Here is a 15,774-nt window from a genome sequence, read left to right as displayed (position 1 = left end):
CAGCACCTTTCGCAGCGGCATGTTCAGAGCGCCAAGACCTGTCGTGACTGGCGCGGCAAGTCAAGGGAGGGCAGAGTGGCAGGGCGCATCCATCATGAAACTTCATGGACAAATTTCAACGCGCAACGCGATCCGCCCCCGCTCTCACGGGCGCGTCAGTCTGGAGCCCGATTGTTTCCGCCATATGACACGGGTTTCCGCCGCCAGCGCCAGGGCGGTTTCCTGCAGGCCGGTCGGTTGCAAGGCCTCGACAAGGGCGGCGGTGTCCATGCCGGGCAGGCCGGCGAAGGCGTCGAAGAGCCGGTCCGAGCCTGCCGCATCGACCGGGATCAGCAGGGCCTGGCCATCGGCCTGCTTCAGCCGCCACATCCTCTTGCCGCGCAGGGCCAGAAGCCGAATCTCGACCAGTTCGTCAAGGCTGAGGTAGCCGCCCAGCTCGGGCCCAAGGTAGCCGACCTGCGCCTCGTCCAGCTCCACCAGCCCCGGCGCGCCGACCTTCTGGGCAAAGCGGGCCCGGCGCAGGGCGCCCACGGTCAGGGCCACGCCAAGCGCGGCGACGATCAGGCCCAGCGGCAGCAGAAGATAGCCGCCCAGCGCCGCGATCCACAGCCCCAGCGCCACGACGGCGGCCGCCGCCAGCGCCTCGCGGTAGCGGCGCAGAAGATCGGTGATTTCGGGGCGGATCAGCCAGCGGGGTTCAGACATGGATCACCTGTGGAGACTCCAGAAGCAAAAGCGCCCAGTCGCCGATCTGGCGAAAGCCCAGCGCCTGATAGGCGCGGCTGGCCGCCGGATTGGCCGCGAAGAGGATGGCGGCACTGGCCCCTGCGGCGCGGGCCTCCTGCAGGTGCAGGGCGAGGGCGCGGCGGGCATGGCCCCGCCCGCGCAGCGCCGGCGGGGTATAGACGCCGCCAACCTGCACCATGTCCGGCAGACGGGCGTTGAAGCCCGACATGGCCAGCGGCACATCGCCCTCGATCAGGCAGATATGGCTGTCGGCCTGCAGATAGCGGCGATAGCGTTCTTCCACCTCGACCTCGGCGCGGGCGGGCGGGGTGGCCAAAGCCTCGACCATGTAGTCGCGGATCCAGGTCCGGATCACCTCTGCCGGCGCCTGAGCGAGGGGCACGATCCGCCCCGGCCCCTCGGGCATGTGCAACGCGGCCAGATCGAGCCGGTAATGCGGCTCGTCGCGGTCCAGGGTGGCGGGGGCTTCGGCAAGGTTGGCCGCCTGCGACAGGCCGCGCACCCAGGCCCGCGGGCCGATGAGGCCGATCACCTTGCGCCCGGCCAGCGCCCCGGCGGCGGCGGCATAGTCCTGCGAGGGCAGGACCGGCATCACCATGCCGGCCTCGCTCTGGCAGAGCAGATCGCTGATCTGCCCGCCCTGCCGGGAAATCCAGAAGCGCACCGCCAGGTCATGCCCACCCGCCATGCCGTAATGCCGCAGGTTGCTGAGCGGGAACATCGCCACCGCGGCGCGGGGTGCCAGGAAGGCCTCGATCTCGGCACGGTCGGCGCTTGTGGCGGGGATCACAGCCAATCTCCCAGCGTGGTCTGCCAGATCGTCAGGGCCGCCACCGCCGCCGTATCGGCGCGCAGGATGCGCGGGCCGAGGCTGACCGGCGTCACGAAGGGCAAAGCGGCGAGTTTCGCCCGCTCTTCGGGGGAAAAGCCGCCCTCGGGGCCGATCAGGATGGCCCAGGGTCCGGGGTCCGCGCCGGATGCCGCCTGCAAAAGCGCGGCGCGTCCCGCCAGCCCCTCATCCGCCCAGAGGATGCGGCGGCTGGCATCCCAGCCCGCCAGAAGCTTGTCGAGCGGGATCAGATCCGCCACCGGCGGCACATAGGTCGCCTCGCATTGCTCGGCCGCCTCGATGGCATGGGCGCGGAGTTTATCCTCGCGCACCCTTTCGTTGGTGTAGCGGGTCTGCACCGGGATCACCCGGGCCGCCCCCATCTCCACCGCCTTTTCCACGATGAAATCGGTGCGCGCCTTCTTGATCGGGGCAAAGAGCAGCCAGAGGTCGGGGGGTGCCACCAAGGGCGCCGAGGGCGCGGTGCAGCGCAGGATGCCGTTCCGCTTGGCCGCATGTTCCACCGCCGCCAGCCATTCGCCATCGCGCCCGTTGAACAGCCGCACCCGCGACCCCACCGCCAGACGCATCACGTTGAACAGGTAATTGGCCTCAGCCTCGCCCAAGGCCACGGGTTGCCCTGAAGCCAGCGCCTGATCTACATAGAGCCTGATTTTTGCCTCTTCCATGAAAGCGAACCTATGTCCGCGATGCCGCAAATGCCAGAGGGCCAGAGGGTCGCCGATGCGCCCAAGGACAATTGGGTCGATCTTTATGCACCGCTCTGGACCAGGCCCTATCTGCGGCTCAGCCGGGCCGACCGGCCGATCGGCACCTGGCTTTTGCTGATCCCCTGCTACTGGGGGATCGCGCTGGCCGCGCTGGAGACCGGGTTTCGCGCCTGGGACATCTGGCTGGTGATCGGCTGCGCGCTCGGGGCGTTCCTGATGCGCGGGGCGGGCTGCACCTGGAACGACATCACCGACCGCCATATCGACGGCGCGGTGGCGCGGACCCGCAGCCGGCCCCTGCCCTCGGGTGCTGTGACGGTGAAGGGCGCGCTGGTCTGGATGGTGCTGCAGGCGCTGCTGGCGGCGCTGATCCTTTTGACCTTCAACGGGCTTGCAATCGGGCTCGGGGTCGCCTCGCTTGCGCTCGTTGCGATCTATCCCTTTGCCAAGCGCTTCACCTGGTGGCCGCAGGTCTTTCTGGGCCTGGCCTTCAACTGGGGCGCGATCCTGGTCTTTGCCGCCCATGCCGGCCGGGTCGATGCCGCCTCGGTGGCGCTTTACGCGGCGGGGATCGTCTGGACGCTCTATTACGACACGATCTATGCCCATCAGGACCGCGAGGATGATGCCCTGATCGGGGTCAAATCCACCGCGCGGCTCTTTGGCGAGAACAGCCGGGCCTGGCTCTGGGGCTTTGTCGTGGCCACCGTCGGCCTGATGACGCTGGCGGTGATCCTCGCCCTGCGGTCCGGGGGCAGCGTGATCAGCCTCGGTCTGGCGCTTCTCGGCCTCTGGGCCTTTGGCTGGCACATGACGCTGCAGATGCGGCGGCTCGACATCGACGATCCGGCCTCTTGCCTGAAAACCTTCCGCGCCAACCGCGACGCCGGCCTTCTGGTTGCGCTGTTTCTTGCCGTGGCGGCGGCTGTTTGATTGAACCACCCCGGCCAAGCGTCTAAGCATCGCGGACTGAGTTTGGAGTCGTTTATTGGCCGATCTTCCCTCCCCCGACCTGAAGCCTGCTGCCGCCAAGCCCCCGATTTCGGCCGGGCTTGTGGCGGCATTGGCCTTTGCGGGGGCCACGGCGCTGGCGCTTCTGGCGGGCTGGACCCTGGCGCAGGTGGTCGAGGACCGCACCGCCGAGGTGATCCGGACCAAGATGCTGACGGCGGGTTACGAATGGGCGCAGGTGCAGACCGATGGGCTGATCGTCTCCCTCTCCGGCACCGCCCCGACCGAAGCGCTGCGCTTTGCCGCGATGAATGTCGCGGGCAGCGTCGTCGATTCCGGCCGCCTGCAGGACGGGTTCGAGGTCGAGCCCGCCAAGGTCGTGGCCCCACCGCGCTTTTCGGTCGAGATGCTGCGCAATGACGATGGCGTGCAGCTGATCGGCCTTCTGCCCGACGGCTCCGACCGCGGCACCCTGACCGATGCGGCAGAGGCGCTCAAATCCGCCCATGCGCCGATGGACATGCTGGAAACCGCGAGCTACCCCGCCCCCGATGGCTGGGAGGAGGCCCTGGCCTTCGGCGTCACCGCGCTGGAGCTTTTGCCGCGGTCCAAGATCTCGGTCTCGGCCGAGGGGGTGACCATCGTCGCCATCGCCGCCTCGGACACCGAAAAGCGCCGGTTCGAGGCCGCCCTGTCGCGGGCCGCGCCGAAGGGGTTGAAGGTTACAACCGAAATCTCCGCGCCGCGCCCGGTGCTGACGCCCTTCACCCTGCGCTTCGTGATCGACGGGCGCGGCGCGCGGTTCGATGCCTGCTCGGCCGATACCGAGGCGGCGCAGGCCCGGATCATTGCCGCGGCAGAGGCGGCCGGTGCCAAGGGCACCCTGTCCTGCACCATCGGCATGGGCGTGCCCAGCCCCTCCTGGTCCGAGGCGACGACGCGGGCGATTGCGGCGGTGGCTGCGATGGGCACCGGCACGGTGACCTTTTCGGATGCCGATATCACCCTGCTCGCCGGGGATGAGGTGACCCAGGCCGCCTTCGACCGCGCGGTGGGCGAATTGCGCGCCGGCCTGCCGGATGTCTTCTCGCTGGATGCGCGGATGCCGGAAAAGGCCCAGGTCGCGGCGGGGCCGGTGGAATTCACCGCAAGCCTCGATGCCAAGACCCATAGGGCCGAACTGCGCGGGCGTCTGGGCGACGACCGGATGCAGGCCGCCGTGGCGAGCTTTGCCAAGGCGCGCTTCGGGGTGGACAAGGTCTATGTCGCCACGGTGCTGGACCCTGCCCTGCCCGATGGCTGGACCGAAAGGGTGCTGGCCGGGGTGCAGGCGCTGTCCAGCCTCGACAGCGGCAAGGTCCTGGTGCGCACCGACACGGTCGAGGTCTCGGGCGTCTCGGGGCAGAAGACCGCGACGGACACGATCTCGCAGCTCTTGGCCGACAAGCTGGGCCAAGGCCAGACCTACAAGGTCGATGTCAGCTACGACAAGGTGCTGGACCCGATGGCGGGCCTGCCGACGCCGCAGGAATGCCTGGAGCGGGTGCAGGCGGTGCAGGCCAGGCAGAAGATCGCCTTCGACCCCGGCTCGGCCGAGCTTGACGCCGCCTCGGGTGCGGTGATGGACGGGCTGGCGCTGGCCTTCAAGAACTGCGGCCCGATCCGGATCGAGATCGGCGGCCATACCGATGCGCAGGGTTCGGCCCAGGGCAACCTCGCGCTCAGCCAGGCGCGGGCCGAGGCGGTCCTCGTGGCCCTTCAGGGCCGCCAGGTCGATGTCTCGGGGATGCGGGCCGACGGCTATGGCGAGGGCGTGCCGATCGCCGACAATGGCACCGAAGCCGGGCGCGAGGCGAACCGGCGGATCGAATTTACCCTGATCGACCAGGCCAGTGGCGCCGCACCGGGGCAAGGCGCGGAAGAGGCCAAGGGCCTGGCCTCGCTCTTCCCGAAATCGACCCCGCCCGCCGGCCCCGTGGTGCAATTCCCCGGGATCAAGCCCGCCGATGCCGCAGGCAAGACCGGCGCCACGGCGGGGGATGCGGGGGGCGAAACCTCGGCCGATGGCAAGCCCCTCGCCCCCGACCAGCCGACCATTCACCCCAAGCCCCGACCCTCCAAATGAATCCGGTGCTTGACGCGGCAACCTGCTCTGCGCAGACGTGTTGAAACCTTCAGACAGGCCCAAGTCATGAACCGCATGCAACTGACCATCGCCACCGCCGTGATCCTGCTTCTGGCCTTTGCCTTCGGCTGGTTCGCCTATTGGCTGTTGCACCGCTTCACCCGCGTCGCCGGCGGTGACGTGGCCGAGATGGACCGCCTCGCCCAGGCCCTGCACGAGGCCGAAGAGGCCCGCGACCAAGCGATCATGTACCTGGAACAGCGCGAGGCCGAGCTGATGGGCCAGATCGCCCAGACCGAGGCGGAGCTGAAGGCGACGATGGAGGGCCTGCGCGAGGCCCGGGCCGAAACCGACGAGATGCGCAATTACATCGAGCGGATCCAGGCCAAGGGCTGAACCGCGCCTTGCGGCTTGTCAGCCCGTTGGCGGAAGCGGGGGCCAGCCCCCGCACCCCCGGGATATTTTTGCCAAAATGAAAGGGGCAGAAAGCGGGCTCAGCGCTTGTCGTGCTGACCCAGTTTCGGCGCGGTGTGGTCCAGCGCGAGGCTGGCGCCCGAGAAACTCATCGGGCTGCGCACGCCGGGGATGCCGCCGGGATTGATCTGCAGGCCGCGTGAGATGACCTGCGGATCGGCGAAGACCTCGTCGAGGCTGTTGATCGGGCCTGCGGGCACGCCCTCGGCCTCGCAGGCGGCGAGGAGGTCAGTCTTCTTGAAGCGCAGGGTGGCCTCGGTCAGGCGGCGGGTCATCTCTGCCCGGTTGGCGATGCGCATTGCATTGGTGGCGAACTCCGCCGCCTCGGCCATCTCGGGCAGGCCGAGGAGTCCGCAAAGCCTGCGGTACTGGCCGTCATTGCCGGTGGCGAGGATGATCCAGCCATCGGCGCAATCGAAGACCGCATAGGGCGCGAGGTTGGGATGGGCATTGCCCATCTTCTGCGGCGCCGTCCCCGTGGCAAGGTAGTTCATCGCCTGATTGGCCATGATCGAGGTCGCCACGTCCATCAGCGCCATGTCGATGTGCTGGCCCTGGCCGGTGCGCCCGCGCTGCACCAGCGCCGCGAGGATCGCCGTGGCGGCATAGACGCCGGTGAAGACATCCGTCACCGCGACGCCGACCTTCTGCGGCTGGCCCTCCGGCTCTCCTGTCACCGACATGAGGCCCGCCATGCCCTGGATGATGAAGTCATAGCCGGCGCGATGGGCATAGGGCCCGGTCTGGCCGAAACCGGTGATCGAGCAATAGATGAGCTTCGGGTTCACCTTGCGCAGGCTTTCATAGTCGAGCCCGTATTTCGCCAGGCCCCCGACCTTGAAATTCTCGATCAGCACATCGGCATCGGCCACCATCTCGCGGACCATCGCCTGGCCCTCCGCCGTGCGAAAATCGCAGGTGACCGAGGATTTGCCCCGGTTGGTGGCGTAGAAATAGGCCGCCGAGACATCCTCGCCCTGCGTGATGAAAGGCGGGCCCCAGCGGCGGGTGTCGTCGCCCTCCGGTGCCTCGACCTTCACCACCTCGGCCCCCAGATCGGCGAGGGTCTGGCCCGCCCAGGGGCCTGCCAGAATCCGCGCCAGTTCGACGACCTTCACCCCCTCCAGCGGCGTCATCATTTACTTGGCAAGCTCGGCGTCGATGATCTTCTTCAGATCCTCGTAAGACATGTTGGGGTGCGTCGCGCCGTTGATGATGAAGGAGGGCGTGCCCTGGAAGCTGTCATTGGGGAAGGCCGTGGCCACGCTGGACTGGTAATGCGCCACCAGCGCCTCGGCCACCTTCTGGTCATGCAGGCAGGCGTCCACCGCAGCGCCATCCATCCCGGCGGTCAGGGCGATCTTCTTCAGGGCGGCCACCGCCTCGTTGATGTCCGAAGTGCCGGCCCAGTCGCGCTGCTTGTCATAAAGCATGTCGACCACGCCGATATAGCGCATCTCGCCGCCGCAACGCGCGACCATGGCACCGAGCAGGCCGTATTGGTCGAAATAGACCTCGTGATAGGTCAGCCGCACCTTGCCGGTGTCGATGTATTCGGCCTTGAGCTTGGGATAGACCTCGGCATGGAAATGCTCGCAATGCGGGCAGGTGAAGGAGAGGTATTCGGCGATCTGCACCTTGGCGTTCACATCACCGATGCCGTAATCCTGGATGGCCGCCGGGTCAGCCGCAGGCGCGGGCGTGGCGGGGGTCGTCGCATCGGGAGCCGGTGTCGTGGCTGCGGGCGCGGTCGTGTCTGCCCAGGCGCCGGACGTGGCAAGGGCGGCCACGCAGGAGGTCAGGGTCAGCAGGCTGCGGCGGGTCAGGGTCATCGTTTTTGGCCTTCCGTGGATGTGCGGCGAGTTAAAATGTTCTGCCCCAGCGTTTCAAGGGCGCTGCGCAGGGTTTCGTCATGAATCGGTTTGGCAAGGGTGGCGGCCTTTTCGGTCAGGACCGGGTCGGGCGCCTTGGCGGCGGGGGCGGCGCTGAAGGGCGTCTGCCCCTCGGCAAAGCCGGTGGCCGCCGTCTGGGTCAGGGTGATGCGCGAGATGGCGGCATAGCCGTAGGCCGCATTCACCCGCTCGATCAAGCGCGGCAGGCTCATCTGAACCATCGGCGCCTGGGCGGAGGAGACGAGCAGCGTCAGCGTCGCGCCAAAGCCTTCGCGGCCGTATTGCACCTTGACCGGGCGGGTGGCGCTGGCCATCTCGGGCCCGGCGATCTCGTCCCAATGGGTCAGCAGGCGGGCAACCGCAAAGCCGCGCGATTCGCCGGCGGCGCGGATGCGCTGGGTCAGAAGCTGCGCAGCCGGTTCGAACCCGCGCATCCGGCGGGTCGGGGTCGCATCCGGCGTCTGGGTCGTCTTTCGGGCCATCTGGTCCTGCTTTGCTCTTGCATCCATCTAAGCCTTGGGGCGGGGTGGCTGCCAGCATATTGCGGCAAGCGCGGGGATAAAGATTGCGTGACGTGAGGGTGAATGGCGGGGCGAATGGGGGTGTGAGCGCGGCGGATCTTCTGGCCTGGTACGACGCCCATGGCCGCGATCTGCCCTGGCGCGTGCGCCCCGAGGCCGCCGCCAGGGGGGAGCGGGCCGATCCCTACCGCGTCTGGCTTTCCGAGGTGATGCTGCAGCAGACCACCGTGGCGGCGGTGAAGGCCTATTACGCCCGCTTCACCACGCTCTGGCCCGATGTGGCGTCCCTGGCCGCGGCCGAGGATGGCGCGGTCATGGCCGAATGGGCGGGGCTTGGCTATTACGCCCGGGCGCGCAACCTTCTGGCCTGTGCCCGGGCCGTGGTGGAACGCCACGGCGGGGCGTTTCCCGCCGACCTCGCCGCCTTGCGCGCCCTGCCCGGCGTGGGCCCCTATACGGCGGCGGCGGTGGCTTCGATCGCGCATGGCCTCTCCGAGGTCGTGGTCGATGGCAATGTCGAGCGTGTCATGGCGCGGGTCTTTGCGATCGAAACCCCGCTGCCCGCCGCCAAGCCCCTTCTGGTGGCGGCAGCGGCGCGGATGACGCCCGCGCTGCGCGCCGGGGACTATGCCCAGGCGGTGATGGACCTCGGAGCGACGATCTGCACCCCGCGCTCGCCCGCCTGCGGCATCTGCCCCTGGATGGCGGGCTGTCAGGCGCGCGCGCTTGGGATCGCCGCCGAACTGCCGCGCAAGACGCCCAAGGCCGCCAAGCCGACGCGGCAGGGCAAGGTCTGGGTCGGCCGCCGTGCCGATGGCGCGATCCTTTTGGAGCGGCGGGAGGGGCGCGGGCTTCTGGGCGGCACGCTCGGCTTTCCCGGCACCGGCTGGGACGGGTCCGAGGCCGGGGCCCCGGTGCCCGGCAACTGGGCCGAGGCGGGCGTCGTGCAGCACACTTTCACCCATTTCCATCTGGAACTGACCGTGATGCGCGCCGACCTGCCGCAGGACGCCTCCCCCACGCGCGGCGAATTCCTTGGTGCCAACGCATTTTCGCCGCAAGACCTGCCCAGTCTGATGCGCAAGGCCCATGCTGCGGCCTTCTGATCCTTGAGACCGCGCCGCAAGCCGCTACACTGCGGAAAACCGAGGTTGCCATGCCGCTGATCCCGCCCGAACAGGTCCGCAAGCTGGAAAGCGCCCTGCCCTTCTTCCTGTCGCTGGGCACGGTGCCGCTGGCGCTGATCGCCGTCGCCCATGGCGGCTGGACGGTGGTCCTGATGCCGCTTTACACATGGGGCCTCTACACCCTGCTCGACGCGATCCTCGGCCGCAACGAGGCCAATGCCGACCCCGAGACGCCCGAGGATGACCTCTTCTGGTACCGTCTGATCACCCTGGTCTGGTTCCCGGTGCAATTCGTGATGCTGCTGCTCCTGCTCTGGTATGTGCCGCAGGCGGGCAATCTGAACTGGGCCGAGAAGCTGGCGATCTTCTTCGGGCAAGGGGTGATGTCGGGCACCATCGGCATCGTCTATGCCCATGAGTTGATGCACCAATCCGACCGGCTGGAGCGTTGGCTGGCCGATCTTTTGCTGGCCTCGGTCCTCTACGGCCATTTCCGCTCCGAACATCTGAAGGTGCATCACCTCTACGTCGGCACCCCGCGCGACCCGGTGACGGCCCGCTATGGCGAGGGGTTTCACCACTATTTCTTCCGCGTGCTGCGGCAATGCCCGGTGTCGGCCTGGAAGGCCGAGGCCGCGATGCTGAAACGCCGCGGCAAGGCGCCGGTTTCGGCCGGCAACCCCTTCCTGCGCTACGCCCTGCTGCAGGCGCTGATGCTGGCGCTGGCCTTGGGCCTTGGCGGCTGGCAGGGGCTGGTGCTGTTCCTGTTTCAGGCCTTCATCGCCATCTGGCAGCTGGAGCTGACCAACTACGTCGAACACTATGGCCTGACCCGGCGCCATCTGGGCGAGGGCCGCTATGAACATGTCCGGCCCTGCCATTCGTGGAACGCAAGCCACAAGGCCTCGAACTGGCTGCTAATCAACCTGCAGCGCCATTCCGACCACCATTACAAACCCGACCGCCGCTTTCCCCTGCTGCAGACCCATGGCGAGGCCGAGGCGCCGCAGCTGCCCTATGGCTATCCGGTCATGGCCGGGCTGGCGCTGGCGCCGAAATACTGGCGCCGGGTGATGAACCGCCGGGTGCGCGCCTGGAGGAAGCAGTTCTACCCCGATATCGAGGACTGGACGCCCTATGTCACCGGCGAGACCCCGATGCCCAAGGGCGCCCCCTGAGGCCGAAGGGCGGGCGGGCTGCAAGGCCGGAGCCTCCGGCGGGGATATTTGGATCTGGATGAAGGACAAGGAAAAGCCCCGCCACGCGCAGGGCATGGCGGGGAAGTGGCTCTGCAGGCGGACCGCAGAGCAGGCGTTCGAATGCTGTTGAGGCGTGTAGGATGGGCAATCTGCCCATCTAACCGGAAGGGTCAGTGCTTGCGGGCATCGTCCGGCTGGGCGTCGGCTTCCATCTCGGCGCGGATCTGCTGGCGCAGGATGTCGATCGGGATCATCTTGCCGTCGCGCTTGAAGTGCCAATAGGTCCAGCCGTTGCAGGAGGGCGCGCCTTCGAGATGCGCCCCGACCTGGTGGATCGAGCCCTTGACGTCATTGCCGACCAGCGTGCCATCCGGGCGCACCTTGGCGATGTGGCGCGAGCCGACCGAGAACAGCTCTTCCCCCGGGCGCAGCATGCCGCGTTCGACGACCTGGCCGAAGGGCACCCGCGGCTCGGCGCGTTTCGATCCGGTGGTCTCCAGGCTTGAGGCATCCAGACGGCGCACCCGGTCGATGCGGTCCTGTGCTGCGCGGCGGTAGGCCTCTTCCCGCTCCAGCCCGATGAAATCGCGGCCGAGCATCTTGGCCACGGCGCCGGTGGTGCCGGTGCCGAAGAAGGGGTCGAGGATCACATCGCCCGGATTGGTCGTGGCCACGATGATCCGGTGCAGCAGGCTTTCCGGCTTCTGCGTCGGATGCGCCTTGTCGCCGTTTTCGTCCTTCAGCCTTTCGTGCCCGGTGCAGATCGGCAGCACCCAGTCCGACCGCATCTGCACGCCGTCGTTGAGGGCCTTCAGCGCCTCGTAATTGAAGGTGTATTTGCTGGCCTCATCCCGGCCGGCCCAGATCAGCGTCTCATGCGCATTGGTCAGGCGCTTGCCGCGGAAGTTCGGCATCGGGTTCGACTTGCGCCAGACCACGTCGTTCAGCATCCAGAAACCCTGGTTCTGCAACTCGGCGCCGACGCGGAAGATGTTGTGATAGGAGCCGATCACCCAGATCGCCCCGTTCGGCTTCAAAAGCCGGCGCGCGGCGGCCAGCCAGTCGCGGGTGAAGGCGTCATAGCTCGCAAAGCTGGAGAACTGGTCCCAATGGTCATCGACCGCATCCACCAGGCTGTTGTCGGGCCGGTGCAGATCGCCCTTCAGCTGCAGGTTATAAGGCGGGTCGGCAAAAATCAGGTCGATCGACCCGGCCGGAAGCGACCGCATCAGCTCGATGCAATCGCCAGCCAAAATCTGGTTGCGCGGAAGCGCCACCGTTTCCGGTGGTTTTGTCTTGGTCGCCATGTCTGCCCTCAATTCCTGCGGCGTTGATCACCGCTAGTTGATGACAGTGTGAGTCATCGGCGATTCGTCGTCAAACTCTTTTTGAATCAAGCACTTAGAGAAATATCTTGATACAAGATGTTGTGGACGGGCTTGAACGAACGCCTATGCCAAGGGGTGACCCCCAAATCTAGAAGCGCCTTTTTATGGGCCGGTGAAGGGTATCCGGCGTTGGTTTCCCAGCCATATCCGGGGTGCTGTTGCGCCAAATCCACCATGATCCGATCCCGCGCCACCTTGGCCACGATCGAGGCCGCCGCGATCGACAGCGACCGCGCATCGCCCTTCACGATCGCCTCCGCCCGGCCCTTCAGCCCGCGCGGAATCTTGTTGCCGTCGATCAGGCAATGGTCGGGCGCAAGGGCCAGTCCGGCCACCGCGCGCTCCATCGCCAGAAGGCTTGCCTGCAGGATGTTGAGGGAGTCGATCTCCTCCACCGTGGCATGGGCGATGGAAACCTCGGCCACCTCGGCCAGTTCCGCGGCGAGGGCCTCGCGCCGGGCCAGGCTGAGCGTCTTGCTGTCGCGCAGGCCCTGCGGGATGCGGTCGGGGTCCAGCACCACGGCCGCGGCGGTGACCGGGCCGGCAAGCGGGCCGCGGCCCACCTCGTCGATGCCGCAGATGCGGATCAGCCCGCGCGCCCGGGCTGCGGATTCGAAAGCGTCATCAGGCAGATACACCGGCACGGCAAACCCCAGATCCGGGCCCGGCGGTAGGGTTTCCCGGCCAAACCGGCCCCCATCCTGCCTTTCGGGCGTTGAAACCCCCGTTGGAGAGGCCATGTCACACGGCTGATATTGAATAGCAGCGCGCTTGCACGCAAGGTGATGCGAAGAAGCGGAGAACGCCAATGAGCAGATTTTATCCGAGTCGCGTCCTGATCGGGGCCATCCTGGCCCTTCTCCTTGCCTGTCCGGCAAGCGCGGAATGCTATGTCGACTACAAGGCCAAACAGGACAATCCCCTGCGCCTCGCCTATGGGGTCAGCCAAGTCAGCGACGGGGCCTGCGGCAAGCCGAGGGAGGCGCATAACGAACTGGCGCCGCGCCTGGCCGCCGATGGCTGGACTTTGCTGAAGATTCTGTCGAGTTTCGGCCCCGAGGGCCTGCAAGAAAGGAAAGCGAGTGCCGGAGACTTCTTCCTCCGTTACTGACAGCCTGCGCGCGGGAAACCGCGTCGTGGCCTTCGGAATCGCGGCGATTGTTCTGATCCTTCTGGCGGCGGCGGTCTTCCTGTTTGTCAGCCTGCCCGATGCCGATGCCTTCAACCGCCAGGTTGAACAGCTGTTCGTCGACAACAACGACCTGACCTCGGGCGCCGAGATCAAACTGCTGGAGATCCTGGCCCAGTCCGGCACCAGCTTTGCCGAGGTGCTGAAAAGCTACCGTTTCGTCATCTTCGTGCTTCTGGCCTTTTCCACCGCGCTGCTGATCGCGACGCTGGTGTTTCTGGTCACCATCATCAGCCTCAACCGCCGCATCTCGGCGATCCAGAAATCCGGCATCCAGGTCGCCACCATGACGATCAGCCGCGAGGCGCGGGCGGTCTATATCAACGATCTGGAGTTTCACCTGACCGAGGCGGCGCTGGAAACCCTGGCCGTCCTCGCCGAGGCGCGGCTGGATGACGAGGTGCTGACCGGCGCCCAGATCGAGGCGGTGATCTCCGGCCGCAACGAGGCCGATTGCGACGAGGCCGCCGGCGCCACCCGCATCAAGCGCCTGCGCGACACCCTGGGCAACCAGCTGGTCTCAGAGCTTCTGGTCAAGACCGTGGCCCGGCGCGGCTATATGCTGGCCGTGGGCAAGGACGTCATCAAGATGGTCTGAGGCCCGCCCGCACGCTGTGGCGGGATGAAAGGTGCTATGCTGGCCTCCGGCGGAAGGTGCGGCGCGCCGTTATCCCGATTCGGGCCGTCCCGGACCTGTCCGCCCAAACTCGGGGAGGAGTTCGGACATGGAAACACACAAGGGCACCTGCTTTTGCGGGGCGGTCGAGGTGACGGTCACCGGCGCGCCGGTCGGCATGGGCTATTGCCACTGCGCCTCGTGCCGGTCGTGGTCGGCGGGGCCGGTCAATGCCTTCACCCTCTGGCCCAAGGGCGCGGTCAGCGTGACCAAGGGGCAGGAGCTGCTCGGCAGCTTTGCCAAGTCGCCTAATTCGGTGCGGCAGTTCTGCACCCGATGCGGCGGGCACCTGATGACCGATCACCCGCAATGGGAGGTGACCGATGTCTATGCCGCGACCCTGCCCAGCCTGACCTTCGTGCCCGGGGTGCATGTGAACTATGCCGAGGCGGTCCTGCGCATCAAGGACGGCCTGCCCAAGATGCGCGACTTCCCCGCCGAGCTGGGCGGCAGCGGCGCGGTCATGGCGGAATAGGCCGCTCTTCAGGCCTTGTCGCGCACCTTCAGGGCCGAGCCGACCGAGAAGACCTCGAACCGGCTGATCTTGCGCAGAAGGTCGGACAGGCGCGAGGAGCCATAGGTGCGCGGGTCGAAATCGGGGTGCAGCTGGGTGATGGCCTGGCCCAGGTGGCCCAGCGAGTAATCGTCCTGATCGGGGTCGATCTTCTTCATCGCATCGAGGATGAAGGGGATCGCCTTGATCGGGGCCTCCTTGGTCGGGCTCGGCTCGGCGGCGGGTTCCGACCGGCCGGGGCGGCTCGGCTGCGGGGCGGCGTCCGAGCCGCTGACGATATTCTCGATCAGCACGAAGCGGTTGCAGACCTTGCGCAGGGATTCGGGCGTCTTGGCCTCGCCGATGCCAATGACCTGCAAGCCGTCCTCGCGGATGCGGGAGGCGAGCCGGGTGAAATCGCTGTCCGAGGAGACGAGGACAAAGCCATCGACCTTGCCGGCATGGAGGATATCCATGGCGTCGATGACAAGGCCGATGTCGGAGGCGTTCTTGCCCTTGGTATTGGCCGATTGCTGGTGCATGACCAGCCCGAGGTCGCGGGCCTGTTCCTTCCACTGGGTCAGGGCCTGTGACGACCAGTCGCCATAGACGCGCCGGACCGAGGGTTCGCCGAAGCTCGCGATCTCGTCCAGGATGGCGGAGGCATTGCGCGCAGTGACATTGTCCGCGTCGATCAGCACGGCCAGACGCGGCGCACGGCCCGCGATGGGGGAAAAGTCGCTCATGGGGAACTCCGGTTTTGTCCTTGATGCCTGAAAGAGGCTCCGGGGGAAAGGGAAGATGGGCAGATTGCCCATCCTACCGGCCAAGGGCGCGCCTGTGGCCGGCCTGCGCCTCCGGCGGGAGTATTTGGGCAAGGAGCAAATCGGTGGTTGGTAGGATGGGCAATCTGCCCATCTAACCGGCGATCAGCGCGGCCAGTCGGGCCTGAACTGCGCTCAGCGCCTGATCGGGCGCGATGCCCAGCAAGAGGCCGCGCTGACCGGCGTTGATCCAGACCTTCGCGGCCCCGGTCACCGAAGCCTCGATCGCGGTGGGCACCAGCTTTTTCTGGCCAAAGGGCGAGATGCCGCCGACCTTGTAGCCGGTCAGCTTCTCGGCCTTGGGCGGTGGCATCATCGCCGCCGCCTTGCCGCCGAAGGCCGCGGCCACCTTCTTCATCGACAGCTGGCGGTCCGAGGGGATGACGCAGCAGCAGGGCTTGCCATCGACCTCGACCATCAGGGTTTTCAGCGTCAGTCCGGGATCGAGGCCCAGCGCCTCGGCCGCGGCCAGCCCGACCGCCTCGGCGTTCGGGTCATAGTCATAAGGATGCAGCGTCACCGCCACGCCCGCCTGTTCAAGGGCCTTCAGCCCCGGTGTCGCAGCCATTGCCGCCTCGCCCGTTCAACCGGGGCCAGACTGGCGCGGC

General features: G+C 67.2%; 18 protein-coding genes. 8 read left to right on the top strand and 10 right to left on the bottom strand.

What is annotated here, in order from left to right:
• Positions 1-144 precede the first annotated feature (144 nt).
• The 3 genes from AC1DZT_RS02005 to AC1DZT_RS01995 are packed head-to-tail and all read right to left on the bottom strand — an operon-like array spanning position 145 to position 2,265.
• Entirely contained in the window at positions 145-705 is a 561-nt protein-coding gene (locus AC1DZT_RS02005; protein ID WP_478004908.1) for a hypothetical protein, read from the bottom strand.
• Positions 698-1,537: a GNAT family N-acetyltransferase gene (locus tag AC1DZT_RS02000; protein WP_478004907.1), complete on the bottom strand. Its 840-nt coding sequence runs from the start codon at positions 1,535-1,537 to the stop codon at positions 698-700. The genes AC1DZT_RS02005 and AC1DZT_RS02000 overlap by 8 nt, the downstream gene beginning before the upstream one ends.
• The gene (locus tag AC1DZT_RS01995; protein WP_478004906.1) at positions 1,534-2,265 is read right to left on the bottom strand and encodes a 16S rRNA (uracil(1498)-N(3))-methyltransferase; all 732 of its coding nucleotides are present in this window, start codon (positions 2,263-2,265) and stop codon (positions 1,534-1,536) included. Before AC1DZT_RS01995 ends, AC1DZT_RS02000 begins: the two co-directional genes overlap by 4 nt.
• A gap of 12 nt (positions 2,266-2,277) precedes the next feature.
• Between AC1DZT_RS01995 and ubiA the strand changes: the two genes are divergently transcribed.
• The 3 genes from ubiA to AC1DZT_RS01980 all read left to right on the top strand — a co-directional run bounded on the left by ubiA (position 2,278) and on the right by AC1DZT_RS01980 (position 5,779).
• Positions 2,278-3,240 carry a 4-hydroxybenzoate octaprenyltransferase gene (gene ubiA, locus AC1DZT_RS01990; protein ID WP_478004905.1) on the top strand — a complete coding sequence of 321 codons (963 nt, stop codon included), beginning with the start codon at positions 2,278-2,280 and terminating at the stop codon, positions 3,238-3,240.
• A 55-nt stretch (positions 3,241-3,295) separates the two neighbouring features.
• On the top strand, positions 3,296-5,383 hold the full coding sequence (locus tag AC1DZT_RS01985; protein ID WP_478004904.1) for an OmpA family protein: 2,088 nt from the start codon (positions 3,296-3,298) through the stop codon (positions 5,381-5,383).
• Between the two features lie 66 nt (positions 5,384-5,449).
• Entirely contained in the window at positions 5,450-5,779 is a 330-nt protein-coding gene (locus AC1DZT_RS01980) for a hypothetical protein (RefSeq protein WP_478004903.1), read from the top strand.
• A gap of 98 nt (positions 5,780-5,877) precedes the next feature.
• Here the strand turns inward: AC1DZT_RS01980 and AC1DZT_RS01975 are convergent, their stop codons facing one another.
• Genes AC1DZT_RS01975 through AC1DZT_RS01965 form a run of 3 tightly spaced genes read right to left on the bottom strand, consistent with a single transcriptional unit; the run spans position 5,878 to position 8,231 of the window.
• Positions 5,878-6,996, bottom strand: coding sequence for a CaiB/BaiF CoA transferase family protein (locus AC1DZT_RS01975; RefSeq protein ID WP_478004902.1), 1,119 nt, complete (start codon positions 6,994-6,996; stop codon positions 5,878-5,880).
• Positions 6,997-7,689: a DsbA family protein gene (locus AC1DZT_RS01970; RefSeq protein WP_478004901.1), complete on the bottom strand. Its 693-nt coding sequence runs from the start codon at positions 7,687-7,689 to the stop codon at positions 6,997-6,999.
• Positions 7,686-8,231, bottom strand: coding sequence for a DUF721 domain-containing protein (locus AC1DZT_RS01965; RefSeq protein ID WP_478004900.1), 546 nt, complete (start codon positions 8,229-8,231; stop codon positions 7,686-7,688). The genes AC1DZT_RS01970 and AC1DZT_RS01965 overlap by 4 nt, the downstream gene beginning before the upstream one ends.
• Positions 8,232-8,314: 83 nt before the next feature.
• Here AC1DZT_RS01965 and AC1DZT_RS01960 point away from each other — a divergent pair, with 83 nt between their 5' ends.
• Together AC1DZT_RS01960 and AC1DZT_RS01955 are read left to right on the top strand one after the other, a co-directional pair.
• Positions 8,315-9,376, top strand: coding sequence for an A/G-specific adenine glycosylase (locus AC1DZT_RS01960; RefSeq protein ID WP_478004899.1), 1,062 nt, complete (start codon positions 8,315-8,317; stop codon positions 9,374-9,376).
• Between the two features lie 50 nt (positions 9,377-9,426).
• Complete coding sequence (locus AC1DZT_RS01955; RefSeq protein WP_478004898.1) at positions 9,427-10,575, top strand: alkane 1-monooxygenase; 1,149 nt, start codon at positions 9,427-9,429, stop codon at positions 10,573-10,575.
• A gap of 191 nt (positions 10,576-10,766) precedes the next feature.
• On the opposite strand, the gene AC1DZT_RS01950 is transcribed toward AC1DZT_RS01955, so the two are convergent.
• Both AC1DZT_RS01950 and AC1DZT_RS01945 read right to left on the bottom strand, forming a co-directional pair.
• Positions 10,767-11,903 (bottom strand): DNA methyltransferase, encoded by a 1,137-nt coding sequence (locus AC1DZT_RS01950; protein WP_478004897.1) that lies wholly within the window; start codon positions 11,901-11,903, stop codon positions 10,767-10,769.
• Positions 11,904-11,989: 86 nt separating this feature from the next.
• Positions 11,990-12,622: a ribonuclease HII gene (locus AC1DZT_RS01945; RefSeq protein WP_478005081.1), complete on the bottom strand. Its 633-nt coding sequence runs from the start codon at positions 12,620-12,622 to the stop codon at positions 11,990-11,992.
• 170 nt (positions 12,623-12,792) lie between these two features.
• Here AC1DZT_RS01945 and AC1DZT_RS01940 point away from each other — a divergent pair, with 170 nt between their 5' ends.
• From AC1DZT_RS01940 to AC1DZT_RS01930, 3 genes are all read left to right on the top strand, one after another.
• Positions 12,793-13,095 (top strand): hypothetical protein, encoded by a 303-nt coding sequence (locus tag AC1DZT_RS01940; RefSeq protein WP_478004896.1) that lies wholly within the window; start codon positions 12,793-12,795, stop codon positions 13,093-13,095.
• Entirely contained in the window at positions 13,067-13,771 is a 705-nt protein-coding gene (locus tag AC1DZT_RS01935; RefSeq protein ID WP_478004895.1) for a winged helix-turn-helix domain-containing protein, read from the top strand. The genes AC1DZT_RS01940 and AC1DZT_RS01935 overlap by 29 nt, the downstream gene beginning before the upstream one ends.
• 127 nt (positions 13,772-13,898) lie before the next feature.
• Positions 13,899-14,324 (top strand): GFA family protein, encoded by a 426-nt coding sequence (locus tag AC1DZT_RS01930; RefSeq protein ID WP_478004894.1) that lies wholly within the window; start codon positions 13,899-13,901, stop codon positions 14,322-14,324.
• Positions 14,325-14,332: 8 nt separating this feature from the next.
• Here AC1DZT_RS01930 and AC1DZT_RS01925 read toward each other — a convergent pair whose 3' ends face one another.
• Both AC1DZT_RS01925 and ybaK read right to left on the bottom strand, forming a co-directional pair.
• Positions 14,333-15,088: an NYN domain-containing protein gene (locus AC1DZT_RS01925; RefSeq protein ID WP_478004893.1), complete on the bottom strand. Its 756-nt coding sequence runs from the start codon at positions 15,086-15,088 to the stop codon at positions 14,333-14,335.
• Between the two features lie 172 nt (positions 15,089-15,260).
• Positions 15,261-15,734, bottom strand: a complete 474-nt coding sequence (gene ybaK / locus AC1DZT_RS01920; RefSeq protein ID WP_478004892.1) for a Cys-tRNA(Pro) deacylase — start codon at positions 15,732-15,734, stop codon at positions 15,261-15,263.
• Between the last annotated feature and the right edge of the window lie 40 nt (positions 15,735-15,774).

The organism is Rhodobacter sp. P1_C2 (genome assembly GCF_056406375.1).
This window is presented reverse-complemented; position numbering and strand designations above follow the sequence as displayed.

Bases quoted from the DNA above. Each gene is read 5' to 3' on its own strand.
- ubiA (WP_478004905.1), top strand. From the start codon at position 2,278: ATGTCCGCGATGCCGCAAATGCCAGAGGGCCAGAGGGTCGCCGATGCG.
- AC1DZT_RS01950 (WP_478004897.1), bottom strand. From the start codon at position 11,903: ATGGCGACCAAGACAAAACCACCGGAAACGGTGGCGCTTCCGCGCAAC.
- AC1DZT_RS01975 (WP_478004902.1), bottom strand. From the start codon at position 6,996: ATGATGACGCCGCTGGAGGGGGTGAAGGTCGTCGAACTGGCGCGGATT.
- AC1DZT_RS01940 (WP_478004896.1), top strand. From the start codon at position 12,793: ATGAGCAGATTTTATCCGAGTCGCGTCCTGATCGGGGCCATCCTGGCC.
- AC1DZT_RS01955 (WP_478004898.1), top strand. From the start codon at position 9,427: ATGCCGCTGATCCCGCCCGAACAGGTCCGCAAGCTGGAAAGCGCCCTG.
- AC1DZT_RS01995 (WP_478004906.1), bottom strand. From the start codon at position 2,265: ATGGAAGAGGCAAAAATCAGGCTCTATGTAGATCAGGCGCTGGCTTCA.
- AC1DZT_RS01930 (WP_478004894.1), top strand. From the start codon at position 13,899: ATGGAAACACACAAGGGCACCTGCTTTTGCGGGGCGGTCGAGGTGACG.
- ybaK (WP_478004892.1), bottom strand. From the start codon at position 15,734: ATGGCTGCGACACCGGGGCTGAAGGCCCTTGAACAGGCGGGCGTGGCG.
- AC1DZT_RS01925 (WP_478004893.1), bottom strand. From the start codon at position 15,088: ATGAGCGACTTTTCCCCCATCGCGGGCCGTGCGCCGCGTCTGGCCGTG.
- AC1DZT_RS01980 (WP_478004903.1), top strand. From the start codon at position 5,450: ATGAACCGCATGCAACTGACCATCGCCACCGCCGTGATCCTGCTTCTG.
- AC1DZT_RS01970 (WP_478004901.1), bottom strand. From the start codon at position 7,689: ATGACCCTGACCCGCCGCAGCCTGCTGACCCTGACCTCCTGCGTGGCC.
- AC1DZT_RS02005 (WP_478004908.1), bottom strand. From the start codon at position 705: ATGTCTGAACCCCGCTGGCTGATCCGCCCCGAAATCACCGATCTTCTG.
- AC1DZT_RS01965 (WP_478004900.1), bottom strand. From the start codon at position 8,231: ATGGCCCGAAAGACGACCCAGACGCCGGATGCGACCCCGACCCGCCGG.